The following is a 24,711-nucleotide window of genomic DNA, read 5'->3' on the forward strand; positions in this document are numbered from 1 at the left end:
ACATGCTTGACGACACACCTCTGGAGACATCTCTCATGACCGCGGACATTCCGGCATTCCCCGTCGCTTCCGAGCGGGTGAGCGCACTGGCGGCGCAGATGACGCTCGAGGAGAAATCCGCGCAGCTCGTCGGCTACTGGCTCGATCAGGGCGGCGAGGTCGTCGCCCCGATGCAGAACGAGATGGGCGGAGCCGAGCGCTCCGGCGCGCTGACCGAGATCACCCGTCACGGCATCGGCCACTACACCCGGGTCTACGGCACTCGACCGGTCGAACCCGTCGATCGTGCGGCGTGGCTGTGGGCCGAGCAGCGGCGGTTGAAGACCGAGACGCGGTTGGGGATCCCCGCCATCGTGCACGAGGAGTGCCTGACCGGCCTTGCCGCGTGGAAGGCCGCGACGTTCCCGACGCCGCTGGCGTGGGGAGCCTCGTTCGACCCCGAGCTGGTCGCAGAGATGGGCGCGCTCATCGGTGAATCGATGCGCCAGCTCGGCATCCATCAGGGGCTGGCCCCGGTTCTCGATGTCATCCGCGACCCGCGCTGGGGCCGGGTCGATGAGTGCATCGGGGAGGATCCCTACCTCGTCGGCACGGTCGGCACCGCGTACGTGCAGGGTCTGCAGTCCGAAGGCGTCCATGCCACGCTGAAGCACTTCCTCGGCTATTCCGCATCGCGCGCCGGACGCAACCATGCCCCGGTCTCCGCGGGACCGCGGGAGATCGCCGACGTCTTCCTCCCTCCATTCGAGATGGCCATCCGCGACGGCGGCGTCCGCAGCGTCATGAACAGCTACGCCGAGATCGACGGTGTGCCGGTGGCATCCGATCCGGAACTGCTCACGGATGTGCTGCGCGAGCGCCTCGGCTTCGACGGTGTCGTCGTCGCCGACTACTTCGCCGTTGCGTTCCTGGAAGTGATGCATGCGGTTGCCGCAGACCGCGGCGAGGCTGCCGAGCTGGCGCTGAAGGCCGGTATCGACGTGGAACTGCCCACGGGCGACGCCTATCTCGCACCGCTGATCGAGCGGGTCCGCACCGGTGAACTCGACGAGGCGTACCTCGATCGTGCCGTGATCCGCGTGCTCATGCAGAAGGAGCAGCTTGGCCTGCTCGACCCCGGTGCCTTCGACGGCGAGCCGCCCGCGGAGATCGACCTCGACACGCCCCGTCACCGCGACGTGGCGAGGCGCCTGGCGGCCCAGTCGCTGGTGCTGCTGTCCAACGACGGTGCGCTGCCGCTGGCGAGCACAGCCCGGCGGATCGCGTTGATCGGCCCGAACGCCGATCGCACGGATGCCCTGCAGGGCTGCTATTCCTTCGCCAATCATGTGCTCGCCCATCACCCGGGATACGAGAACGGATTCGAGATCCCGACCGTGCGCGAGGCGCTGACCGAGGCATTGCCGGACGCGGAGATCGTCCATGTCCGCGGCAGCGATGTCGAGGGCGATGACCGCAGCGGGTTCGCCGCCGCGGCGCAGGCGGCAGCGGATGCCGACGTCGCGATCGTCGTGGTCGGCGACCAGGCGGGCCTTTTCGGGCGCGGCACGGTGGGAGAGGGCAACGACGTCGAGTCGCTCAATCTTCCCGGTGTGCAGCGCGAGCTCGTCGAGCACCTCACCGCCACGGGAACGCCGGTGATCATGGTGCTGATCACCGGACGGCCGTATGCGATCGAGTGGGCGCTGGATGCGGATGGGACTCGTCCTGCCGCCGTTTTGCAGGCGTTCTTCCCCGGTGAAGCGGGCGGCACAGCGATCGCCGATGTGCTGACCGGCGCGACGTCACCGTCCGGGCGCATGCCCGTCAGCCTGCCGCGCTCGGCGGGCGCGCAGCCGTACAGCTACCTCCACCCCGTCCTCGGCGGGCCATCGGATGTCACCTCGACCGACCCGACGCCGGTGCGTCCGTTCGGCTTCGGCCTGTCGTACACGTCGTTCGAGTACGCCGATTTCGCCGTCGACGCCGAGGCGACCACGGCGGGGCACTTCTCCGTCTCGGTCACGGTGACCAACACCGGACAGCGCGAGGGAGCGGACGTCGTGCAGGTCTACGGGCGAGACCTTGTCGCATCCGTCACCCGCCCCGTCGCGCAGCTGCTCGGCTACGCCCGAGTGACGCTGACGCCAGGGCAGTCCCGCCGGGTGAGCTTCGATGTTCCGGCATCCCGGTTCGCCTTCACCGACCGACACGGGACGCGGATCGTCGAGCCCGGCGATGTCGCGGTCTGGATCGGCTCTTATGCGGCGGCGACGCCGGCGCTGGAGCGCGGCGATGCGACCGGAGGCGTGATCGTGAACGCCCGTGATCGTCACGAGCGGGAGATACCCGGGCATGCCACGCCCGCTCGGATCCTCTCGATCGTCGGTGATGTGCATCCCGTCACTGCGGCCGATGCGCGCCTGGTGGAGGTGTCGTTCGAGTGATCACAGCATCCAACCCCATCCTGCCCGGATGCTATCCCGACCCATCGGTCTGCCGTGTCGGTGAGGACTACTACCTCGTTACATCGACATTCGAATATCTGCCGGGGCTGCCGATCATGCACTCGCGCGATCTCGTGCACTGGGAGACGATCGGCCATGCGATCGATCGCAGCGGGATGCTGGACTTCGACGGAATCGTCTCGTCCGGCGGCCTGTATGCACCGACCATCCGACACGATGGCGAGAAGTTCTGGATCGTCTGCACGATGGTCGACCCGCATGACGACACCCGTGGCGGAAACTTCCTGATCACCGCCGAGGATCCCGCTGGCCCCTGGAGCGATCCCATCTGGCTCGACGCGCGCGGCATCGACCCCTCCGTGGCGTTCGATGCGGACGGACGCGTCTGGATGCACGGGACACGACTCGTCGAGGATCCGGACTGGTACCACCAGACCGAGGTCTGGGTGCGCGAGTACTCCCCGGCAGAGCAGGCGCTTGTCGGCGACGAGCACGTGATCTGGCGGGGCGCGGTCAACGGTGCGGTCTGGGCGGAGGGCCCGCATCTGTATCGGATCGGTCCGCGCTGGTATCTGCTCGCGGCCGAGGGCGGCACCGAGTACCACCACGCCGTGAGCGTGGCGCGCGCCGATGAGATCACCGGTCCCTATGAGGGCAACCGTGCGAATCCGGTCTTCACCCACCGCCACCTCGGCCGCAGCGCCGCAGTGATCGGCGCCGGGCACGCCGATCTGATCCAGGCACCGGACGGATCATGGCAGGCGATCATGCTCGCGATGCGCGCAGCAGACGGACAGCACTATCCGCTGGGGCGGGAGACGTTCCTGTGTCCGGTGGTGTGGGAGGACGGCTGGCCCGTGTTCGCACCCGGCCGCGGCCTTCTGCCGGAGATGGTCGAGATCCCCTGGGCGGATGCTGCGGATGCCGCGGCCGACGGCAGCTGGCAGCCGGATAGCCGGCGAGCGGGTGCGATCCCGCCGAGCGACTCGCGGTGGACGGCGCTTCGGGCGCTGCCCGGCGAGATCGCCGTCGGCGGGGACACCTGGACCCTGCCGGTGCGCGCCGAATCACTGACGGATGCCGGAACGGTGGCTTTCCTCGGCGTGCGGCAGCAGCATGCCGATGTCGATGCGATGGCCGAGATCGACGTGTCCGCGCTCGCCGAGGGGGAGACAGCCGGTCTCGTCGTGCGGCAGTCCGAGCGAGACCTTGCGACTGTGCAGGTGACGAGGACGGATGACGGCTTGCGCGTGCAGGCCGTGCACCGCCGTGGTGATAGTGATTCGGTCTGCGCGGAGCGGACTGTTCGGGCGGCAGCATCCATGCATCTCGGCGTACGTGCTCGGGGATACGAGTACGAACTGGTCGCGGATGGTGAGGTTCTCGCGACCGTCGATGGGCGGGAACTGGATGCATCATCGACGGGCGGTTTCCTCGGGATCTGGATCGGCGTCTTCGCCACCAGTAACGGGCGTGCACCGGAAGGAAGCGTGCGAATCCTCGACTTCAGCTATCAACCATCCGAGGAGATGGCGCCGACGCCGGTAGCCTGAGTCCCATTGACCCCGCCACAGGAACGAGTACCTCGATGAAGGAACGTGCGACGGCAGTCGAGGAGGTGCGGCGCACCAATCTCGGCGACGTGCTGCGACTCGTGCACCACTCCGGTCCGCGTTCGCGGTCGATGCTCACCGCGGAGACCGGCCTCAACCGGTCCACCGTCGCTGATCTCGTCATCGCTCTGGCTGAGCACGGGCTCGTCGTCGAACAGCAACCCGACCCGTCGCGCAGGGTCGGACGGCCGAGCCCGATCGTCACGGGCAGCGAGGATGTCGTGGCGATCGGGGTGAACCCCGAGGTCGACGCGATCGAGATCGGTGCGGTCTCCCTTGGCGGCTCAGTGCGCGCGCGCACACGCATCGAGGTGGTTCGCCCCGACGTCGCGGAGGTCGTCGAGATCGTCACGCGGATCGTCCGCGCATGGCAGGACAACGAACTCGCCGGCAGTCGCATCGTCGGCATCGGCGTCGCGGTGCCAGGCCTGGTGCGCTCCAGCGATGGCCTGATCCGGCTCGCACCGCATCTGCAGTGGAGCGACGAAGACATTGCGCAGCCACTCGCCGACGCTCTCGCGGTTCCGGTGGCCGTCGGCAACGACGCATCGCTGGGCGCGCGCGCCGAGCACCTCTTCGGCGCTGCGCGGGAGCACTCCGACATCGTGTATCTGAACGGCGGCGCGAGCGGTATCGGCGGCGGGGTGATCCTCGACGGGCGGCTCGTCCGCGGCGCCGGCGGCTATGCCGGCGAATGGGGACAGACCCGTCCCGGCATCGCGCACGAGGCGCATCGGCGTACGCATGACGGTGTGCTCGAGGACGAGGTGGGTCGCGCTCGGCTCATGTCAGCGGCGAAACTGGTGAGCGGAGACGACGCGGTGCTCGCTGCAGCCCTTGCGAACGGCGCCGGGCCCACCGCGGAGGACGAGGTCGCCCGGCAGCAGGGTGTGCTCGCCGCGACCATCAGCAATGCCGTGAACGTACTGAACCCCTCGATGATCGTGCTCGGCGGATTCCTCGCCATCCTGCGCGATCGTAATGCGGACGCGTTCGATGCCGATGTGCGCGAGCGTTCGCTGGCCGTCGCATCCGAGGACCTGCAGATCGCGTCGGCCGCTCTCGGTCAGGACCGCCTGCTCATCGGTGCCGCCGAGGCTGCGTTCTCACGCCTGCTCGCCGACCCCCTCGGGTGACCCGCACCCGAAACCCACCCTCGTTCAGGTCGCAAACTACGTCGCTCAGAACGGCTGAGAGCGACATAGTTTGCGACCTGAACCGGCGGGGTTGGCCTCAGTAGCTGGCGCGCTCGGGGGCGTCGGCGGCGGAGGGGATCCACTCGGCGGCGAGACGCTCGGTCGCACGCGCCAGGATCGACACGTCGGCGGCGACCAGGACGAAGGATGCTCCGGCAGCGAGGTAGCGGCGGGCCATGTCGGGATTGAACGCATTGACCCCTGCGGGCTTGCCTGCGGCGCGCACCTCGGCGATCGTCTGCTCCACCGCGGCGACCACATCGGGATGCTCCTGCTGACCGAGCAATCCCATGGATGCTGCGAGGTCGCTCGGGCCGATGAAGACGGCATCTACCCCGTCGACCTCCGCGATCTCGCGGGCGCTGCGCACCGCGGCATCCGTTTCGATCTGCACAGTGAGGGACGTGATCTCGTGCGCGCGCTGCAGATAGTTCTCGATGCGGTTGAACTGCCCGGCGCGCGCGAGCGCGCTGCCGACCCCCCGGATGCCGAGGGGAGGGTAGCGGGTGGCGGCGACAGCGGCTGCGGCATCCTCAGCGGAGTTCACCATCGGCACCAGAATGTTCTGCGCTCCGACATCGAGGAACTGTTTGATCAGCACGATGTCGTTGGACGGCACACGGACCAACGGGGTGATCGGGTACGGTGCGACAGCCTGCAGCAGGGTGAGAATCGACTCCAGCCCGATCGGGCTGTGCTCACCGTCGATCAGCGTCCAATCGAGCCCGGAGCCTCCGACGATTTCAGCGGCGACCGGGCTGCCGGAGCAGATCCAAGCGCCCACGAGCGGGCGCGTCGCGTCCGCCAGCCGCGAGCGGAACGACGGCGCGGGCTCTACACGAAACGACATGTGATGGTTCCCATCTCTCGATAGTCGCAGTGGACCTCGTCGCCCTTATGCACCCACATCGGGCGCGTAAACGACCCGGCGAGGATGATCTCGCCCGCCTCGAGGCGCGCACCGTGCTGATGGAACTTGTGCGCCAGCCACGCGACGCCGGTAGCGGGGTGACCGAGCACACCCTGCGCGACGCCGGTCTCCTCGATCTCGCCGTTGCGCGAGAGCACGCCGGGCACCCAGCGCAGGTCGATCTCATCGGGACGCATGTGCACGTCTCCCAGCACCATCGCGCCGTAGGCGGCGTTGTCGCTGATCGTGTCGACGATCGTGCGGCCCTCGAGCTCGATGTGCGAGTTCAGGACTTCGAGCGCGGGGACCGCGTAGTCGATCGCCGCGAGAGCATCGTCGAGAGTGCAGTCCGGACCCTCCAGCGGCCGGGCGAGGACAAAGGCCAACTCGACCTCGATGCGCACGTTCGAGAAGTCGTCGAAGCGCAGCTCCGACCCCGACGGGTACACCGTGTCGTCGAACATCACACCGTAGTCGGGCTCGGTGATGCCGGTCGCCTGCTGCATCGCCTTCGAGGTCAGCCCGATCTTGCGACCGACGAGCTTCCGGCCGGCCGCGACCTGAGAATCCCGCCATATGCCCTGAATGGCATAGGAGTCCTCGATCGTCGCATCCGGGTATCGCGCGGTGATCCGCGGAATCACGCTGTGCGCGTGATCCGCGTCGGCGAGCTCGGCGGCCAGCGCCGAGATGGTCTCTGCGGGAAGCGTCACAACTGGTGCCCCAGCTTGTACTCGCCCTGCTTGTACTCCGGCATCTCGTCCTTGTCGTCAGGACGCGTGTACGAGAATCCGTCGGCCCCGATCGTGACAGCCATCTCGCTGTCGTCCGTACGGGCGATAACCGGCTGCGGGTTGCCGTCGAGGTCGAGCACGAGCGATGCGTCGGTGTACCAGGAGGGAACGACGGGGTTTCCCCACCAGTCGCGACGCTGGTTGTCGTGCACATCCCACGTGACGACCGGGTTGTCGGGGTCACCCGTGTAGTAGTCCTGGGTGTAGACCTCGACGCGGTGCCCGTCCGGGTCGCGCAGGTAGAGGTAGAAGGCATTGGAGACACCGTGGCGGCCGGGGCCTCGCTCGATCGCATCGGAGCGACGCAGCGCGCCGAGCTTGTCGCAGATCGCGAGGATGTTGTGCTTCTCATGCGTCGCGAAGCATACGTGGTGCATCCGCGGTCCGTCGCCGCCGGTCATCGCGGTGTCGTGCACGGTGGGCTTGCGGCGCATCCATGCGGCGTAGACCGTGCCCTGCTCGTCCTGGATGTCCTCCGTGACGCGGAAGCCGAGGTCCTGCATGTACTTCACCGCGCGCGGCACGTCGGGGGTGACCTGGTTGAAGTGGTCGAGGCGCACGAGCTCACCGGGAACGTGCAGATCGTAGCGCCACGACATCCGCTCGACGTGGTCGGCCTGGTAGAAGAACTCGTACGGGAAGCCGAGCGGGTCGATCACGCGCACCGAGTCTCCGATGCCCTTGACGAAGCCGTTCGTCTCGCGGCGCACGTCGCAGCCGAGTTCGGTGAAGAACTCGACAGCGCGGTCGAGGTCCTCAGGGGTGCGCACGCGGTAGCTGAACGCCGCGACAGCAGCGACCGGCCCCTTGCGCAGCACGAGATTGTGGTGGATGAACTCCTCGGTCGATCGCAGGTAGATCGCGTCGTCGTCCTCATCGGTCACGTACAGGCCGAGGATGTCGACGTAGAACTGGCGGGATGCCGCGAGATCGGTGACCACGATCTCCATGTACGCGCAGCGGAGGATATCGGGCGGGGAGGCCTGCGGCGTCGCGATCGGGTTGTCGGTCTCGATCGGCGCTTCCTGGCTCACGTAGTAGCCCGATGAGGTGAGAGTCATGTCTTTACGGTTCGTCATGTCAGCGTCCTTGCTAAGAGAGTAGTTTTCGATCCCTGAGCCCGTCGAAGGGTCAGCGGGGATCCGGGTCGTCGAGGTCGCTTGCCTCGTGCACCTGCTGCTTGCCGAAGGTGGGATTGTGCGGGGCGCCGAGTGTGATGTGCACGCTCTGCTGGTCGGTGTAGAAGTCGATCGAGCGGTAGCCCCCCTCATGTCCGAGACCGGATGCCTTCACTCCGCCGAACGGGGTGCGCAGGTCGCGCACGTTGTTCGAGTTGAGCCACACCATGCCCGCTTCGACGGACTGGGCGAAGTTGTGGCCGCCCTTGAGGTCATTCGTCCAGATGTACGCGGCGAGGCCGTACTTGGTGTTGTTCGCCAGTTCGAGCGCATCGGCCCAGCTGTCGAAGGGGGTGATGGCAACGACCGGTCCGAAGATCTCCTCTTGGAAGATCCGCGCGTCGGACGGCACATCGGCGAACACGGTCGGGGCCACGAAGTTGCCCTCGGGGAAGCCTTCCGGGCGCCCGCCGCCGGCGACGAGTCGGCCTTCGGTCTTGCCGAGCTCGACATAGCTCATGACCTTCTCGTAGTGCTCCGGGTGCACGAGCGCGCCGACCTCGGTGGTCGGGTCGTTCGGCAGTCCCACCTTCACGCGCTTCGCCTGCGCGGCGTAGCGCTCGACGAACTCCTCATACACCGATCGCTGGACGAGGATGCGCGAGCCCGCCGTGCAGCGCTCGCCGTTGAGCGAGAAGACACCGAAGATGCACGCGTCGATCGCGAGTTCCAGATCAGCGTCCTCGAAGACGATCGCGGGGCTCTTGCCGCCGAGCTCCATCGACAGACCCTTGAGGTACGGGGCGGCATTGCCGAAGATCAGCTGGCCGGTCGAGCTCTCGCCGGTGAACGAGATGAGCGGCACATCCGGATGCTTCACGAGGGCATCGCCGGCTTCTTCACCGAGACCGTTGACGAGGTTGAAGACGCCCTTCGGAAGCCCGGCTTCTTCGAAGATGCCGGCCCAGAGGGATGCTGAGAGCGGGGTGAATTCGGCGGGCTTGAGTACGACCGTGTTGCCGGTCGCGAGCGCGGGGCCGAGCTTCCACGATTCGAGCATGAACGGCGTGTTCCACGGCGTGATGAGGCCGGCGACGCCGATCGGCTTGCGGTTGACGTAGTTGAGCTGCTTGCCCGGCACCTTGAAGGCGTCGTCGGACTGCGCCACGATCAGGTCGGCGAAGAAGCGGAAGTTCTCGGCGGCGCGCCTGGCCTGGCCGAGTGCCTGCGTGATCGGCAGGCCGGAGTCGAACGACTCGAGCTCGGCGAGGCGGGCGTCGCGCGACTCGACGATGTCGGCGATCTTGTGCAGGATGCGGCTGCGCTCACGGGGGAGCATCTTCGGCCAGGGGCCGTCCGTGAACGCTCGCCGAGCGGCGGCGACTGCGAGGTCGATGTCGGCCTTCTTGCCGGCTGCGGCCGTGGTGTAGTTCTTGTTGGTCACCGGATCGAGCACGTCGAAGGTGCTGCCATCGGCGGAATCGACGAACCGGCCGTCGATGTAGTGCTGGATGTGATCCGGCAGATCTTGGGGAATGCGTGAGTCAGTCATGGTTCCTCCGGTATCAGTGGACGGGTGCGGCGACAGCGTCGTCGTCGAGTTCGTGGGTGCTGGTGTGTTCTTGGGTCAGGAAGGCGTCGAGCGTTGCCGTGTGGTGCGCGCGGGCGGCGTGTTCGATCTCGTCGACGGGGGCGCCGTTCTCGATCAGCGCGACGATCTGCTCGTGTTCGCGCACCGATTCGTGCGCGCGGCCGGGCACGAAGCTGAACGTCGAATCGCGCAGACGGTTCAGGCACGCCATCTCGACGGCGACGAGCTCGCGCACTCGAGGGTTCGGACAAGGAGCGATGAGCGTCTCGTGGAACTCCTGATTGAGCTGCGTGAACGCCGACGGATTGAAATGGTCGAGCGTCTCGATCATCTTCGCGTTGATCGCGCGGGCGAGCTTCAGATCATCGGCGGTGAGGTGGCGGGTTGCCAGTGCCGTGGCGCTGCCTTCCAGGATGCTGAGCGCTTCCATGCTGTGCCGGTACTGGGTGTCATCGACCATCGACACGCGCGCGCCGACGTTGTGCTCGAACTGCACCAGCCCCTCAGCTTCGAGCTGTCGGATCGCCTCGCGCACCGGCACCACGCTCATGTCGAGGTCGCCGGCGATGCTCCCAAGCACCAGGCGGTACCCGGGGGTGTAGGTCTGGCCGGAGATGCGCTCCTTGATCCAGTGGTACGCCTGCTGGGACTTGCTGGGAGTCTTCATCGCGGCTCCGATCCCTGTGCTTCGACAGGCTCAGCAACCGAGCGGGCTTCGTACTTCGCACGCCACTCGGCGTTCATCGGGAACAGCCCATCGACCGGATGCCCTGCTTCGACCTGAGCGGCGATCCAGGCGTCCTCGTCCTCCTGCGCGAGCGTCGCATCGACGACGTCCTCCACGAGTGCCGGCGGGATCACGATCACGCCGTCGCCGTCGCCGACGATGATGTCGCCGGGCTCGACCGCAGCGCCACCGCACGCGATCGCGACGTCGACATCCCACGGGACGTGTTTGCGTCCGAGAACCGACGGGTGCGCACCCTGCGAGAACACCGGCAGCCCGATGCGGACGACCTCGTCGAAATCGCGCACACCGCCGTCGGTGACGACGCCGGCCGCCCCGCGGGCGGTAGCGCGCAGCGCGAGGATATCGCCGAGAGTTCCGGTCGTGGCATCCCCTCGGGCCTCGATCACGATGATCTCGCCCTCGCCGACCGCGTCGAACAGTCGCTTCTGCGCGTTGTACCCGCCGCCGTGGCTGGCGAAGAGATCTTCGCGGGCGGGGAGGAAGCGCAGCGTGCGCGCGGTGCCCACGATCTTCGTGCCCAGAATGTTGACGGCGACGCCGTCGATGAAGCAGTGGTGGTGGCCGCGCTTGCGCAGCTGGGCGGAGAGGCCCGCGGTCGGGGCCTGCTCGAGCTTCGCCCGCAGCTCGGGGGAGAGTCCGGACGCTTCGACGGGCTCAGCGGTCGAAGGGTCCGTGCCCCAGGCATCCGCTCGCTGCGTGTCATCGACCGCAGGAAGGGAACCGAGCGACTCATCGAACGACACGTCGCCCTGCGTGACGGTGGTCACCAGTCGGCCGGATGTCGGCGCGCCCGGCGCGTTCGGAGCATCCACCTCGACCTCGACGACATCGCCGGGGACGATTACAGAGGAGCCTGCCGGAGTCCCGGTGAGAATGACATCCCCGGTCTCGAGGGTGAAGTGCTGGGAGAGATCGGCGACGAACTGCGCGAGCGGGAAGATCAGGCCTGCGGAGTTGTCATCCTGACGCAGGTCACCATTGACCCAGGTGCGCACGCGGATGTCTTCCGGATCGATCGTGCGGGCATCGATCAGGTTCGGACCGAGCGGCGTGTAGCCGTCGCCGCCCTTGGAGCGGACGTTCGAGCCCTTGTCGTTCGCACGCAGATCGTAGAGGCCGAGATCGTTGGCGGCGGTGACGGATGCGACGTGGGACCAGGCATCCTCAAGACCCACGTGGCGGCCCGGGGTGCCGATGATCAGCGCGATCTCGCCTTCGAAGGCCAGCAGCTCGGTGCCGGCGGGGCGTTCGACGGTGCCGCCGGATGCTGCGACCGAGCTTGCCACCTTGAAGAAATAAGAGGGCGCTGCCGGACGTCGCCCGCGCTGGTCAGCGCGGGATGCGTAGCTGAGGTGGATGGCGATGATCTTGCCAGGGCGACCGATCCGGTCTGACCGAGTGATCTGTTCCGTCACAGTGAGCGCCTCCTTGCGTCATGAGCATCGCCCTTGTGCGATGTATTTGAAATCGTATATCATCTGGACAACGGGTTGCAAGGATGACTTCCGCACCCGGGACAACGACGTCATAAAAGGAGCATCAATGACTGATCAGCCCGGCTTCACGCCGACCGGCACCATCGCGAGTGCCGCAGATCGCCGTCGCGTCGTCTTCGCGACCGTCGTGGGAACCACCGTCGAGTGGTACGACTTCTTCATCTACGCCACCGCCGTCGGCCTGGTCTTCGGACAACTGTTCTTCTCGGCACTGGGCACGAACACCGTGATCCTCGGATTCGCGACGGTCGGCATCAGCTTCCTGTTCCGGCCGCTCGGTGCTTTCCTCGCCGGGCACTTCGGCGACAAGTTCGGCCGCAAGCACGTGCTGATGTGGACTCTCATCCTCATGGGCGCTGCCACGGCCCTGATCGGTGTGCTGCCGACGGCCGAGGTCATCGGCATCGGTGCGCCGATCCTGCTGGTCTTCCTCCGCATTCTGCAGGGCATCTCCGCCGGTGGCGAGTGGGGCGGCGCTGTGCTGATGGCCGTCGAGCACGCTCCGAAGCACAAGCGCGGAATCTTCGGCGCGTCACCGCAGATCGGTGTCCCGCTGGGGCTGCTCCTGGCGTCCGGCGTCATGGCGATCATGACCGCTGTCGCACCCGGCGACCAGTTCCTCGCCTGGGGCTGGCGCATCCCGTTCCTGCTTAGCGTCGTGCTCATCGTCATCGGCTACTACGTCCGTCGCAACGTCGAGGAGAGCCCCGTGTTCGCGGAGCTCGCCGCGCGCAAGGAGAAGGCGAAGATGCCGATCGTGCAGCTGTTCCGCAAGCACGCGCTGCTCGTGGTCATCGCCGCGCTCGTGTTTGCCGGGAACAACGCGGTCGGATACATGACCACAGGCGGATACATCCAGGGCTACGCGACGAACCCGGAAGGACCGATCGGTCTGGAACGCGGCGACGTGCTGTGGGCGGTGACCGGGTCGGCCGTCACCTGGCTGCTCACCACCCTGCTGGCCGGGTGGGTCTCCGACAAGATCGGTCGACGCAGCACCTACATCATCGGGTGGGTCCTGCAGCTGGTCGGAGTCTTCCTGCTGTTCCCGCTCGTGAACACGGCGAATGTCGGGCTCCTGTTCCTGGGCCTGGCGATCCTCACGATCGGCCTCGGATTCACGTACGGACCGCAGGCGGCGTTGTACACCGAGCTCTTCCCGGCATCCATCCGATTCTCCGGCGTCTCGATCTCGTACGCGATCGGCGCGATTGTCGGCGGTGCGTTCGCGCCGACCATCGCCGCGGCCATCGTGGATGCGACAGGCTCGACCGACATGGTCACGTGGTATCTCGCCGGTATGACGCTGATCGGTCTGACCGCGACGCTGCTGCTGCGCGATCGCAGCGGGATTCCGCTGGGACCCGATCATGAAGAAGAGCAGGCCGTCAGTCCCATTTACGGAATGTCGAGGGCATGAGTATGCAGTTCCACCACCACGGCTACGTCTCCGAGGATCCGCGCGTCGCCGGCGCCGCGGGCACAGGCATCGATCGTCCTGCCGACCTTCCGGACGAGATGGACGTGCTCATCGTCGGATCGGGGCCGGCCGGCATGCTGATGGCTGCGCAGATGTCGCAGTTCCCCGGTGTCACGACACGGATCATCGAACGTCGAGGCGGACGGCTTCCGCTCGGTCAGGCCGACGGCATCCAGCCGCGCAGCGTCGAGACGTTTGCGGCATTCGGATTCGCCGAGCGGATCACCGCGGAGGCGTACAACATCGCGTTCATGAACTTCTGGGGCCCCGATCCGGAGAACCCCGGCAACATCATCCGGACGACCCGCACCGAGGACTACGGACTCAAGATCAGCGAGTTCCCGCACCTCATCGTGAACCAGGCGCGCGTGCTGGATTACTTCGCCGAGGCCGCGGAGATCGGTCCCGGGAGGATCACACCCGACTACGGCGTCGAGTTCCTGGGGCTCACCGTGCACGAGGGTGACGAGTACCCCGTCGAAGTTCGGGTGCGATATGCCGCAGGCGAGCGCGAGGGCGAAGAACGCACGATCCGCGCGAAGTACGTCGCCGGCTGCGATGGCGCCCGAAGCCGTGTGCGCGAGGCGATCGGACGCCAGCACGTCGGGGAATTCTCCGCGCACGCCTGGGGCGTCATGGACATCATGGTGGAGACCGACTTCCCCGACTGGCGCACCAAATGCGCCATCAACGCGGAGGCGGGCAACATCCTGCACATTCCGCGCGAGGGCGGCTACCTCAGCCGTGTCTACGTCGACCTCGGGGAAGTCGCCGCAGACGACAACCATCAGGTGCGCAGCACTCCGATCGAAAAGGTCATCGAGAAGGCGAACGAGATCCTGTATCCGTACTCACTGGATGTGAAGGAGATCGCCTGGTCGAGCGTGTACGAGGTCGGACACCGCGTGACCGACGGCTTCGATGACGTGTCGGGCGCCTCGGAGCGCACGCCGCGCGTCTTCCTCACGGGCGACGCCTGCCACACGCACAGCGCCAAGGCAGGGCAGGGGATGAACGTCTCGATGCAGGACGGCTTCAACCTCGGCTGGAAGCTCGGGTCCGTGCTCACCGGCCGTAATCCGGAGTCGCTGCTGGCCACCTTTACCGCCGAGCGGCAGCCCGTCGCGCAGCAGCTGATCGACTTCGATCGGGAGTGGTCGTCGCTGATGGCACGCAAGCCGGAGGAGATCTCGGACCCGCAGGAATTGTCGAACTACTACCTCGCCACGGCCGAATTCCCGTCCGGGTTCATGACGCACTATTCACCGTCGGCGATCACCGGTACCGACGAGCACCAGTCGCTCGCCGCCGGGTTCCCGCTGGGCCGGCGCTTCAAGTCCGTCGAAGTGGTGCGGGTCTGCGACGGCAACGCCGTGCATCTCGGTCATCACGCGAGGGCCGACGGACGCTGGCGCGTCTACGTCTTCGCCGATGCCGGCGGCTCGCGGGTAGGGGAGTGGGCGTCCGTCGCGGGGCCGGTTCTTGCCGGATTCACCCCGTCGGATGCCGATGCGGATGCCATCTTCGACGTCAAGGCGATCTACCAGGACGCGTACGAGGACATCGACATCCTGTCGGTGCCGAAGCTCTTCCTGCCGAAGAGCGGCCCGCTGAGGCTGACCGATTGGGAGAAGGTCTACACGGCTGCGCCGAACACCTGGTGCAAGGACGACATCTTCGCCGAGCGCGAGGTTTCCCGGGACGGTGTCGTGGTCGTCGTGCGTCCCGACCAGTACGTCGCCGCCGTGCTGCCCCTGGATGCCACGGCCGAGCTCGAATCGTTCCTGAAGGGGGCATTCCTCCCCGCCTAGTGGGTACGGGCCCCGTTCAGGTCGCAAACTCGGTCGTTCTGGCTGCGTGATACCGACGGAGTTTGCGACCTGAACCGGCGTGGGTGGGCCCCACCGCGTGACATGTGTCATGCAGAGGAAGTGACAGCGACCTCCGGAACTCGTGGGGCCTCTGCGCCAGGCTTGACGCATGAGCACTTCACCGGAAACTCTGACTTCGACGAGATCCGCCGCTGCGGCATCCGACACCGCCATCTCCATCGAGAACCTGCATAAGCACTTCGGTCTGGGCGAGCGCACCGTGAAAGCGGTCGACGGCGTGGACCTCAGCATCCGTCGCGGCGAGATCGTCGCGATCCTCGGCCCCAACGGTGCTGGCAAGACGACAACGCTCGACATGCTGCTGGGTCTCGCGGAGCCGTCGGAAGGCAACGTGAGTGTGTTCGGCGACAAGCCGGGCAAGGCGGCCAAGGCCGGCATGATCGCCGGGGTGCTGCAGACGGGCGGTCTGCTGTCCGATCTCACCGTCCGCGAGACCGTCGAAGTGATCGCGTCTCTGCACGGCCGCGAGGCGCTCTCACGCGTTCCCGATGTGCTCGCGCGCACCGACCTCGAGTCGATCGCCCGCCGTCGCATCGCCAAATGCTCCGGAGGCGAGCAGCAGCGGGTGAAGTTCGCACTCGCTCTGGTCGCCGATCCCGACGTCCTCGTGCTCGACGAACCGACCGCCGGCATGGACGTCACCGCACGCCGCCACTTCTGGGACGTCATGCGCGCAGATGCGGATGCCGGACGCACCATCCTCTTCGCCACGCACTATCTCGAAGAGGCAGAGCAGTTCGCGCGCCGCACGGTCGTCATGCACCGCGGCGTCATCGTCGCGGATGCCCCCACCGCCCAGCTGCGCGCGAACCTCGGCGGGCGCACGCTCGCGGCGAATCTGCCCGACTCCGGTGCCGATGCACTGGTGCGGAGCCTGCAGGACATCGACGGAATCAGCGACGTGCGCGTCGACGGTGAGCGCGTGAGCCTGCGGGCGACGGACTCGGATGCCGCGGCATCCGCTCTTCTGAACGCTGGCGCCCGCGATCTGGAGATCGCCGCTCCCACCCTCGAAACCGCCTTCACGGCCCTGACGGAGGACTGATCATGACCATCTCGATCTCACCCACGATGATGCGCGTCGAAGCGATGCGTCAGATCCGCAACCCCTACACGCTCGCGTTCACGCTCGGGATGCCGGTGGCGATGTACCTGCTCTTCGGAGCGGGTATGGGCTATGGCGATATCCCCGCCGGTCACGGCAACGTCAAGTTCTACATCATGGTGTCGATGGCGGCCTACGGCTGCGCTGTCGCGATGAGTTCGATCACCTCGCTCGCAGCGACCGAGTCGAAGCAGGGGTGGGGGCGCCAGCTCGCCATGACTCCGCTCGGCACCACCGGGTATGCGATGACGAAGCTCACCACAGCGGTGTCCTTCGCCGCGCTCGCCGTGCTCCTCGTCTTCATCGCCGGGATCGCGACCGGAGCCGAAGCATCCGATGTGTGGCGCTGGTGGGCATCGGCGGGCATCATGCTCGGCATCGGCCTGATGTTCGGACTGTACGGACTGGGCGTGGGACTCTTCTTCAACTCCGACACGGCGGCTGCGCTGGCATCCATCTCGATGACGTTCTTCGCCTTCTTCGGAAACGTCTTCATGCCGCTGGACGGAGTCATGCTCGACATCGCCCGATTCACGCCGCTGTACGGGTTCGTGGCGCTGAGTCGTTGGCCGCTGACCGATGGCGTCCTCGCCACGGGGCAGACCGACAGCATCTGGATCATCGTGCTGAACATCATGGTGTGGCTGGGACTGTTCGCCCTTCTCGTGGCGGCCGGCGTCAAGCGCTCGTACTCCCGCCGATAGGGTCGAAACCATGATGGGTGAGGCGGCAGGCCGGACTCGGCGTCGCAAGAGCGGCGCCGAGTCTCCCTGGGAGCGATTCGGCTGGATCATGGCGGCCGTCTGGCTCGTGTTCCTCGCGTACCCGGTGATCGCGCTGGTGCAGTCGAACGCGGCGCAGGGCTGGATCATCACCGGCTGGATCGCCCTGTGCGCTTTCATCATCGTGTACGTCGCCGGGTTCATCCACGGGATGAGCTTCGGCGGCGGCGGGCTCACGAAGCCGCCCATGCCGATCCAATGGGTGGCATTCGGCGGCATGATCGTGTGCGCCGCTCTGACCGTTCCGAGTGTCGGCGGGGGAGCGCTGAGCTTCCTTCCGTTCATCATGTCGTTCGCGTCGTACGGGCTCACTCGCCTCGCGCATTGGCTGACCAGCGCGGTGTGCATCGTCGTGACCGTAGCCGTCGTGTTCTTCACGCCGGCCGGTGCGACGTATCTGACCGTGCTTGCGATCATCGTCCTGCTCGCCGTGGTCAACACGGTCTCAACGACCCTGATCATCCGCTCGGACGAGGCGGAGCGGCTGGGCCTCGAACTCGCTACGAGCGAGGGACGCGAAGCCGTCGCCCGCGACGTGCACGACCTGGTCGGCCATTCGTTGACGGTGGTGAAGCTGAAGGCGCAGCTGGCGCGCAAACTCATGGACAGCGATCCTGAACGCGCGAAGGCAGAGCTCGCCGACATCGAATCCCTCACGGCCGAAGCGATCGCCGGTGTCCGTGCCACGGTCGCCGGGGTGCGCAGCGCCGCGCTGACCGAGCAGCTGGCTTCGTGCCGCGATGCGCTGCGGTCCGCCGACGTGACGATGCGCGTCGAGGGGGATGCTGCGACGCTCTCGCCCGCGCAGTCGTTGACGGCGAGCTGGGTGCTGCGTGAGGCGACGACCAACGTGCTGCGGCACTCCGCCGCGAAAACGGTCACGGTGCGGATCGCCGCCGGAGTTTTCGAGGTGATCGATGATGGTCGCGGCTTCTCGGGAGGCGAGGGCAACGGCGTGCGCGGCATGCGCGAGCGTGCGACGACCGGCGGCGGAGCGCTCCTGGTGCGCGCAGGCGTCGCCGGGGGCACGCACGTGGAGGTGACGTGGTGAGCGCCGATCGAATCCGGCTGGTGATCGCCGACGACCAGGCGATGCTGCGCGGAGCGCTCGCGTCGCTGCTCGAGCTCGAAGACGACCTCACCGTCGTCGGCGTCGCCGGAGATGGCGAAGCCGCTGCCGAGCTCGTGGCGCAGACGACGCCGGACGTGTGTCTGATGGACATTCAGATGCCCGGGATGGACGGGATCGCCGCGACGCAAGCCGTGCGTGCCGCGAGCCCCGATACGCGCGTGCTCATCGTTACGACATTCGCGCGGCCGGGTTATCTGCGTGCCGCACTGGATGCTGGCGCAAGCGGCTTCATCGTCAAGGATGCCGCTGTGGAGCAGCTCGCCGATGCTGTGCGCCGGGTGCACGCGGGGCTGCGCGTCGTGGATCCGGCGCTCGCCGAGGCGAGCCTGTTCGAGGGGGCCAACCCGCTCAGCGATCGTGAGCAGCAGGTCCTGCGGCTTGCGGCCGATGGGCGAAGCGCCGCGGCGATCGCGTCGGAGGTCTTCCTGTCGGCGGGGACCGTGCGCAACAACCTCTCGGCGGCGATCGGCAAGGTCGATGCGTCGAACCGGGCACAGGCGGTGCGGATCGCCCAGGACAAGGGTTGGATCTGACCCGGTTCTCGCTGTCTCCCTCTCTCTGTCTGTCGCAATGTCCGACCCCGCGCGTAGCGTGGATCATGGTCGGGCGCCGATGCCCGCCGCAAGGAGCAGATGATGGACTGGAAGATCGAACTCATCTTCGTGCCGGTGACGGACGTCGATCGCTCGAAAGAGTTCTACATGAAGATCGGCTTCAATGCCGATCATGATCAGACTCCGTTCGAAGGCCTGCGCTTCGTGCAGATGACTCCGCCGGGGTCGGCTTGTTCGATCGCGTTCGGTACGGGGTTGGGCATCGAGCTCGAACCCGGCCAGCAGAACACGATCCAGGTCGTCGTGCCCGATGCGGATGCCGCGCTGGCGCAGTTGCGCGATGCCAGTGTCGAGGCCAGTGGCGTCGATGAGCAGGCGTGGGGCCGGTTCGTCACGTTCGATGACCCGGACGGCAACACCTGGACGCTGCAGGAGCTGCCCGATTACAGCGCGGCCCGCTGACGCAGAACCTCTTTCGCACCTGACGCATCGGGAATACCGTTTCCCTGACGGGCGCTGTGTTTCTTCGCACGTTGCGCGTACGCCCGCGACGGCAGATGGGTGGCGCGCATGGAAGGTCTGGAGATCACAGTCCTGCTGGGGCTGACGATTCTGGCAGGGACGATGCTGGCGCCGCGGGTGCGCCTCGCGTTGCCGCTCGTGCTGGTGGTTTTCGGCCTGCTGCTGGGGTTCGTACCCGCGCTGCGGGAGGTGCAGTTGCCGCCGGAGACGGTGCTGTTGCTGTTCCTGCCGGTGATGCTGTTCTGGGAGAGTCTGACGACGTCGCTGCGGTCGATTCGGCGCGACTTCCGATACATCCTGCCGATGAGCACTCTGCTCGTCGTCGCGTCGGCGTTCGCCGTGGCCGGCGTCGCCGTGCTGTTCGGGATGCCCTGGGAGATCGCGCTTGTCCTCGGTGCTGCTGTCGCGCCGCCGGATGCCACGGCCGTCGCGGCACTGGGAAAGCTGCTGCCGCGGCGCGCATTCATGAAGCTGAAGGCCGAGAGCCTCACCAACGACGGCACGGCGCTCGTGCTTTACGCGATCGCCGTGTCCCTCGCCGTCGGCGGCCAGGTGACCCCGCTGATGATCTCGTGGACGGTGATCGTCTCCTATCTCGGCGGCATCATCGTCGGAGTCGTCGTCGCGGCGGCCGCGTGGCTGGTGCTTCGTCGTGTGCACCAGACGATCACGATCAACGTGACGATGCTGCTGCTGCCGTTCACCGCGTTCATGATCGCCGAGATGATCCACGCCTCCGGCGTGCTGGCTGTTGTCGTCGCCGGTCTCATCGCGGCCTACGTCAGCGCGCAGGTCACCACCGCAGCCTCGCGACGGCAGGCGGAGTCGGTGTGGCCGTTCGGCGTCTTCCTCCTCAACGGAGCGCTGTTCGTCCTGATTGGTCTGGAGGTGCAGTGGGTCGTGCACCAGACGTCGCTGCGGATGATCGGCTGGCTCACGCTTGCCACGGTCGCCGTGTGGGTGACGCTGCTCGTGGTGCGATTCCTGTTCCAAATGCTCGCCGTGCCATTCCAGCGGATGGGCGGCGGCACACCGCATCCGTTCGGCCTGCGTACGCGGATGCAGGTGGTGAGCACTGTCGCCGGAATGCGCGGCGCGGTCTCACTCGCGATCGCGCTGTCGGTGCCGCTCGCGATGGGTGATGGCTCACCGCTCGCCGGCCGCGACGACATCATCTTCGTCACGGCGGGGGTGATCCTGCTCAGTCTTCTCGTGCAGGGTCCGCTGCTGCCCGCCGTGGTGCGCTGGGCACGGTACCCCGTTGACCATGGCGAGGACGAGGAGTTCGAGCTCGCCGAACGCGCGATCTCCGGATCGGCGATGGCGGCGCTGGACGTGCTCGCCGCCGAGCACGGGATCAGCGATGAGGTTCGTGATCGGGTGCGGCGCGATGGTTACGAGATGCTGGAGCTTGCGAACGCCCGGGCGATGGCGAGGGAGCGGACGCTCATCGACGCCGAAGTGGGGGCGATGGAGGATCTGTTGGATGCCCCTGACCCGCTTGCCGATGGCTCGGTCGAGTTGAGCAGCGCCCCCACCGTGACCGAAGGCAGAACGCTGCAGATGGTGGCCACCTCGACCGACGTCGACCTCGAGCAGCGCTCGCCCCTCCTGCGCCACGACGAGCTCTCGCGGCTCAAACTCGCGATGCTCGATCACGAGCGGGAAGTGCTGCGCCGGCTGCGCAGGGCGGGCACCGTCGACGATCTCATCGTCTATCGGATCTCGGCGCGGCTCGATCTGGACCAGATCCGCCTGGAGGGCATCGAGCAGCCCGACTGAGGCGCGCCGCACGCCGCGCGCGCACCAGCGCGTTCGCGACTCAGGAGTTCACGCGGATGACCTCTTGCTGGTACGGCGCGATGACGATGGGGGAGATGCGCAGGTCCAGCAGCAGGAAAGGACGTTCAGCGGCGGGCTGCGCGGCCCATGTCTCAAGCCGCGCGAGGTCATCGAGCGTGCGCACTACGACGCCCTCGGCGCCGACGGCTGCGGCGAATGCGGCGAAGTCGACCTCGGGGATGAGCATCGGCTCCTCGGCGAGACCCTTGAGCCCGTACAGGTGCACCTCTGCACCGTAGGCGGCGTCGTTCCAGATCACGGCGCACCCCCGGCCGCCGGCTGCGCGCACGGCTGATTCCAGGTCGGCAATCGCCATGAGCCCGCCGCCGTCGCCGCTGGTGAGGACGATCGTGGACTCCGGTCGTGCGAGCGCCGCACCGACCACGCTCGGCCAGCCCTGGCCGATCGCCTGGAACGCGGTGCCGATCATCATCATCCGGTCGGGAGAAGCCACGGGCCAGTACATGTTCGCCCAGCCGATGAAGTGCCCGCCGTCCGAGACCACGACGCGGTCCTCCGGCAGCAGCTCGGCGATACGGCGTGCGGCGGAGCGGGGGTCGAGCCGTCCGTCCACGGCGAGTGCATCGCCAGTGTCATAGGCGCGTGCCGCGGCGACGTCGACGCTCTCGCGCCACGGGCGCCGCATAACTCCGGAGAAACTGCCCACACGGCCCTCTGCGGCGATGGATTCATGCGGATTTCGGCGCAAACCTCCGGAGTTATGCGGCGAAGCGATTCGCTCCACGAGCATCCCGGCGACGATCCGAGCATCCCCGCGCACGAATCCGCCGACGTGCGCGTGCGTCGCGGCTGGTGCAACATCGACCTGGAACACTCGTGTGCCCGGTGCGAACAGCTCGCCGAAGCGCATCGTGAACTGATTGAGCGATGCCCCGAAGACGACGGCGACATCGGCTTTCCGGACCAGCGACATGGCGGCGTCGGCTCCGAAGCCGCCGGTGACGCCCAGGTCGTATTCCGTGGCGGGAAAGACGCCACGGCCGAGAGCGGTGGATGCTGTCAGCGCACCGGTCGCGTCGGCAAGCGCCCCGAGCGCTTCTCCGGCACCGGCCAGCCACGCACCGCGGCCGGCCAGCAGGAACGGACGCTCCGCATCGTGAAGCGCACCTGCGATCTCCTCCAGCATCCCTTCGGCGAACTCACCGCCGGGCGCAAGCGCGGACGGCACTCGGGGCGCGGGGGCGCCGGGCACGGGGCCCGCCTCGAGGGCTGCGACATCGTAGGGAATAGCCAGGACGACCGGCAGGCGATAGGTGAGGGCGTGCTCGATCGCGATGATCGTTGTCGCGGCGGCATCCGCTCGTCCGACCGTGTATGTGCGGGCCCCTACGGCCGATGCGAGGGCGATCTGGTCGACGTCCCATGGGCGTGGGCCCGATGTCGGTTCATCGCCGACGACGAGCACGAGGGGGACACGTGCCTGCACGGCTTCGGCGAGTGCCGTCAGCGTGTTCGTGAATCCGGCGCCGTAGGTCGTCGTGCCCGCCGCGATCTGGCCCGAGGCGCGGTAGTGTGCGTCGGCGGCGACTACTGCCCCCTGCTCGTGTCGGACCGCGGTGAATGACGCAGCGGTCTCGCGTTCGAGTGCGTCGAGGAAGTAGGCGTTCCCGTTGCCCATCACGCCGAAGACGGCGTCGATGTGCTCGGCGAGGGTGCGGGCGACGTGGGCGGATACGGAGGGCATGACAGAGCCTTTCGAGACGGTATCGGTGAAGGATTCCGTATGTGTCTCGCGCGTCGCATCCATGCGATTGCGGTGTCGTGCCCCTTTTTCGAGCACCGGCTGGGCCGGACTTGTCGATTCTATCCCCGGTGACAGGGGAGAATGAGCCCATGACACTTCACGAGCGCGAGACTCTCACCTGGGACGGGTTCGGATCGGCCACGCGGGATCTTGCCCGTGGCATCGTCGCCAGCGGCTTCGAGCCGGAGGTGGTCGTCGCGATCGCGCGCGGCGGATTGCTGCCGGCCGGTGCGATCGCCTATGGCCTCGGCGCGAAGAACTGCGGCGCGATCAACGTCGAGTTCTATACCGGAATCGGGACCGTGCTCGATGCTCCCGCGGTGCTGCCGCCGGAGCTCGACATGGCGTATCTCGACGGGCGTCGCGTTCTGCTGGTGGATGATGTCGCCGATTCGGGGCGGACGCTCGCACTCGCTGTCCAACTGCTCCAAGATAAAGGTGCGGACGTACGCTCCGTCACGATCTACTCCAAACCATCGACGATCATCCAGCCCGATTACGCATGGAAGGATACCGACCTATGGATAGATTTCCCGTGGTCATCTCAGGGGACGGTACGCGAGCAGGATCTCGGCCTCTCGCCGACGGCGTGACATCATGACATCACTCTCCTCCCGCTGGCAGGACCTCCAGCGCCGCACCCGTGCCGGCAAGATCTCCCTCGAGACGGCGGCGCTGCTCGTCGGAACACTGTTCTTCATCATCGGTTTCCTCATCTCGATCATCCTCTTCTGGGGACGTGAGCTCGAGATCTCGGGGTAGGGCTCGATCGGCGCCTATGCCGCCATCGGCGGTGCTGCCGTTGCGATCCTGTCGGTGCTGCTCGGTCGGCGCGTCGTCATGCACCGCAGAAGCGCGACAGCCCGACCTGACCGGCTGACGATGCGCGATGACCGCCTGCGCTGGTATGACATCGCCGCGATCACGCTCGCGTACGCTGCGACCGCGTTTCTGGGATGGTCGGGCATCGCGTCGCTGCTGGAGCGCAGCTTCACCGATGCTCCGGTCTTTGACTTCCCCGGGGCGATCCTCGTCGCCGTCGCCTATGCGCTGACCGCCTACGTGTGCTTCCTCAGCGCCGCATCGCTCACTCCGATGATGCTCTCGCTCGTGCTCGCGGTCTTCCTGGTCGTCGGGGCGTTCGCGAGCATGCTCACCGCCACCGACCAGTACTGGTGGCGCGACAACCTTTCTGCGCTCGGCATGGCGAGCAACTCCTCGTCGTGGATCTTCAACGGCACGGTTATCGTCGCCGGAGTCATCGTGACGATCATCGCCCGGTATGCGACATCGGGACTTCCCGTAACGGACCCGAAAGCGGCTCGGAAGCGACACCTGCTGCGGCTCGGACTGATCCTCATCGGTATTTTCCTCACCTGCGTGGGAATCTTCCCGGTCGACGCGTTCTTCCTCGTGCACAACACCGTCGCCACCGGCATGACCGTGGCATTCGGCGTCGTCGTGCTGTCCCTGCCGTGGCTGCTGCCGACGATCTCGAAGGTGTTCATCGCACTGGGCTACATCTACGTCGCCGTCATCGTCATGCTGGTGATCTTCTTCGCCACCGGGTACTACAACCTCACCGCGGTCGAGCTCATCGCTGCGATCCTCATCTTCAGCTGGATCATCGTGTTCCTGCGGGCGGCCAACGAAGTGCCCTCCGAGGACGAGGTGCAGCCAGCAGTTACCGAGGTGGAGCTGGGCTGACGGCGTCAGCCGCG

21 protein-coding genes are annotated in these 24,711 nt (G+C 66.9%); 14 read left to right on the top strand and 7 right to left on the bottom strand.

Going from position 1 to position 24,711, the window contains the following annotated elements; genetic code table 11:
* The first annotated feature begins 2 nt into the window (after window positions 1-2).
* Genes ACTIAO_RS02415 through ACTIAO_RS02425 form a run of 3 tightly spaced genes read left to right on the top strand, consistent with a single transcriptional unit; the run spans window position 3 to window position 5,196 of the window.
* Entirely contained in the window at window positions 3-2,426 is a 2,424-nt protein-coding gene (locus ACTIAO_RS02415) for a glycoside hydrolase family 3 N-terminal domain-containing protein (protein ID WP_441904727.1), read from the top strand.
* Window positions 2,423-4,000 carry a family 43 glycosylhydrolase gene (locus ACTIAO_RS02420; RefSeq protein WP_441904728.1) on the top strand — a complete coding sequence of 526 codons (1,578 nt, stop codon included), beginning with the start codon at window positions 2,423-2,425 and terminating at the stop codon, window positions 3,998-4,000. Before ACTIAO_RS02415 ends, ACTIAO_RS02420 begins: the two co-directional genes overlap by 4 nt.
* Before the next feature lie 35 nt (window positions 4,001-4,035).
* Complete coding sequence (locus ACTIAO_RS02425; RefSeq protein WP_441904729.1) at window positions 4,036-5,196, top strand: ROK family protein; 1,161 nt, start codon at window positions 4,036-4,038, stop codon at window positions 5,194-5,196.
* A gap of 97 nt (window positions 5,197-5,293) precedes the next feature.
* Here the strand turns inward: ACTIAO_RS02425 and ACTIAO_RS02430 are convergent, their stop codons facing one another.
* From ACTIAO_RS02430 to ACTIAO_RS02455, 6 genes are read right to left on the bottom strand one after another with little or no spacing between them, the layout of a single operon-like run.
* Window positions 5,294-6,106, bottom strand: a complete 813-nt coding sequence (locus tag ACTIAO_RS02430; protein ID WP_441904730.1) for an HpcH/HpaI aldolase family protein — start codon at window positions 6,104-6,106, stop codon at window positions 5,294-5,296.
* Window positions 6,091-6,879 (bottom strand): 2-keto-4-pentenoate hydratase, encoded by a 789-nt coding sequence (locus ACTIAO_RS02435; protein ID WP_441904731.1) that lies wholly within the window; start codon window positions 6,877-6,879, stop codon window positions 6,091-6,093. Before ACTIAO_RS02435 ends, ACTIAO_RS02430 begins: the two co-directional genes overlap by 16 nt.
* On the bottom strand, window positions 6,876-8,039 hold the full coding sequence (hpaD, locus tag ACTIAO_RS02440) for a 3,4-dihydroxyphenylacetate 2,3-dioxygenase (RefSeq protein ID WP_441904732.1): 1,164 nt from the start codon (window positions 8,037-8,039) through the stop codon (window positions 6,876-6,878). Before hpaD ends, ACTIAO_RS02435 begins: the two co-directional genes overlap by 4 nt.
* A gap of 52 nt (window positions 8,040-8,091) precedes the next feature.
* Window positions 8,092-9,630 (bottom strand): 5-carboxymethyl-2-hydroxymuconate semialdehyde dehydrogenase, encoded by a 1,539-nt coding sequence (gene hpaE / locus ACTIAO_RS02445; RefSeq protein WP_441904733.1) that lies wholly within the window; start codon window positions 9,628-9,630, stop codon window positions 8,092-8,094.
* A 13-nt stretch (window positions 9,631-9,643) separates the two neighbouring features.
* Window positions 9,644-10,336, bottom strand: coding sequence for a GntR family transcriptional regulator (locus tag ACTIAO_RS02450; protein WP_441904734.1), 693 nt, complete (start codon window positions 10,334-10,336; stop codon window positions 9,644-9,646).
* Window positions 10,333-11,835, bottom strand: coding sequence for a fumarylacetoacetate hydrolase family protein (locus tag ACTIAO_RS02455; protein ID WP_441904735.1), 1,503 nt, complete (start codon window positions 11,833-11,835; stop codon window positions 10,333-10,335). Before ACTIAO_RS02455 ends, ACTIAO_RS02450 begins: the two co-directional genes overlap by 4 nt.
* 127 nt (window positions 11,836-11,962) lie before the next feature.
* On the opposite strand from ACTIAO_RS02455, the gene ACTIAO_RS02460 reads away from it, so the two are divergent.
* The 8 genes from ACTIAO_RS02460 (at window position 11,963) to ACTIAO_RS02495 (ending at window position 21,165) form a co-directional block, all read left to right on the top strand.
* On the top strand, window positions 11,963-13,336 hold the full coding sequence (locus ACTIAO_RS02460) for an MFS transporter (RefSeq protein ID WP_441904736.1): 1,374 nt from the start codon (window positions 11,963-11,965) through the stop codon (window positions 13,334-13,336).
* 2 nt (window positions 13,337-13,338) lie between these two features.
* Window positions 13,339-15,207 carry an FAD-dependent monooxygenase gene (locus tag ACTIAO_RS02465; RefSeq protein WP_441904783.1) on the top strand — a complete coding sequence of 623 codons (1,869 nt, stop codon included), beginning with the start codon at window positions 13,339-13,341 and terminating at the stop codon, window positions 15,205-15,207.
* Window positions 15,208-15,376: 169 nt separating this feature from the next.
* Window positions 15,377-16,333 (top strand): ABC transporter ATP-binding protein, encoded by a 957-nt coding sequence (locus ACTIAO_RS02470; RefSeq protein WP_441904737.1) that lies wholly within the window; start codon window positions 15,377-15,379, stop codon window positions 16,331-16,333.
* A 2-nt stretch (window positions 16,334-16,335) separates the two neighbouring features.
* Complete coding sequence (locus ACTIAO_RS02475; protein WP_441904738.1) at window positions 16,336-17,097, top strand: ABC transporter permease; 762 nt, start codon at window positions 16,336-16,338, stop codon at window positions 17,095-17,097.
* 10 nt (window positions 17,098-17,107) lie between these two features.
* Window positions 17,108-18,226: a sensor histidine kinase gene (locus tag ACTIAO_RS02480; protein WP_441904739.1), complete on the top strand. Its 1,119-nt coding sequence runs from the start codon at window positions 17,108-17,110 to the stop codon at window positions 18,224-18,226.
* Complete coding sequence (locus ACTIAO_RS02485) at window positions 18,223-18,840, top strand: response regulator (protein ID WP_441904740.1); 618 nt, start codon at window positions 18,223-18,225, stop codon at window positions 18,838-18,840. The genes ACTIAO_RS02480 and ACTIAO_RS02485 overlap by 4 nt, the downstream gene beginning before the upstream one ends.
* Before the next feature lie 102 nt (window positions 18,841-18,942).
* Window positions 18,943-19,323 carry a VOC family protein gene (locus ACTIAO_RS02490; protein ID WP_441904741.1) on the top strand — a complete coding sequence of 127 codons (381 nt, stop codon included), beginning with the start codon at window positions 18,943-18,945 and terminating at the stop codon, window positions 19,321-19,323.
* A 108-nt stretch (window positions 19,324-19,431) separates the two neighbouring features.
* Entirely contained in the window at window positions 19,432-21,165 is a 1,734-nt protein-coding gene (locus ACTIAO_RS02495; RefSeq protein WP_441904742.1) for a Na+/H+ antiporter, read from the top strand.
* Between the two features lie 40 nt (window positions 21,166-21,205).
* Here ACTIAO_RS02495 and ACTIAO_RS02500 read toward each other — a convergent pair whose 3' ends face one another.
* Complete coding sequence (locus ACTIAO_RS02500; RefSeq protein WP_441904743.1) at window positions 21,206-22,930, bottom strand: thiamine pyrophosphate-binding protein; 1,725 nt, start codon at window positions 22,928-22,930, stop codon at window positions 21,206-21,208.
* Between the two features lie 149 nt (window positions 22,931-23,079).
* On the opposite strand from ACTIAO_RS02500, the gene ACTIAO_RS02505 reads away from it, so the two are divergent.
* The 3 genes from ACTIAO_RS02505 to ACTIAO_RS02515 all read left to right on the top strand — a co-directional run bounded on the left by ACTIAO_RS02505 (window position 23,080) and on the right by ACTIAO_RS02515 (window position 24,697).
* Window positions 23,080-23,583 (top strand): phosphoribosyltransferase, encoded by a 504-nt coding sequence (locus ACTIAO_RS02505; RefSeq protein ID WP_441904744.1) that lies wholly within the window; start codon window positions 23,080-23,082, stop codon window positions 23,581-23,583.
* A gap of 4 nt (window positions 23,584-23,587) precedes the next feature.
* Window positions 23,588-23,752: a hypothetical protein gene (locus tag ACTIAO_RS02510; RefSeq protein WP_441904745.1), complete on the top strand. Its 165-nt coding sequence runs from the start codon at window positions 23,588-23,590 to the stop codon at window positions 23,750-23,752.
* Window positions 23,753-23,830: 78 nt separating this feature from the next.
* A complete protein-coding gene (locus tag ACTIAO_RS02515) occupies window positions 23,831-24,697 on the top strand; it encodes a DUF998 domain-containing protein (protein ID WP_441904746.1) in 867 nt (288 codons plus the stop codon).
* Window positions 24,698-24,711 lie beyond the last annotated feature (14 nt).

Origin of the sequence: Microbacterium sp. (assembly GCF_052099035.1) — a bacterium.
Lineage (GTDB): Bacteria > Actinomycetota > Actinomycetes > Actinomycetales > Microbacteriaceae > Microbacterium.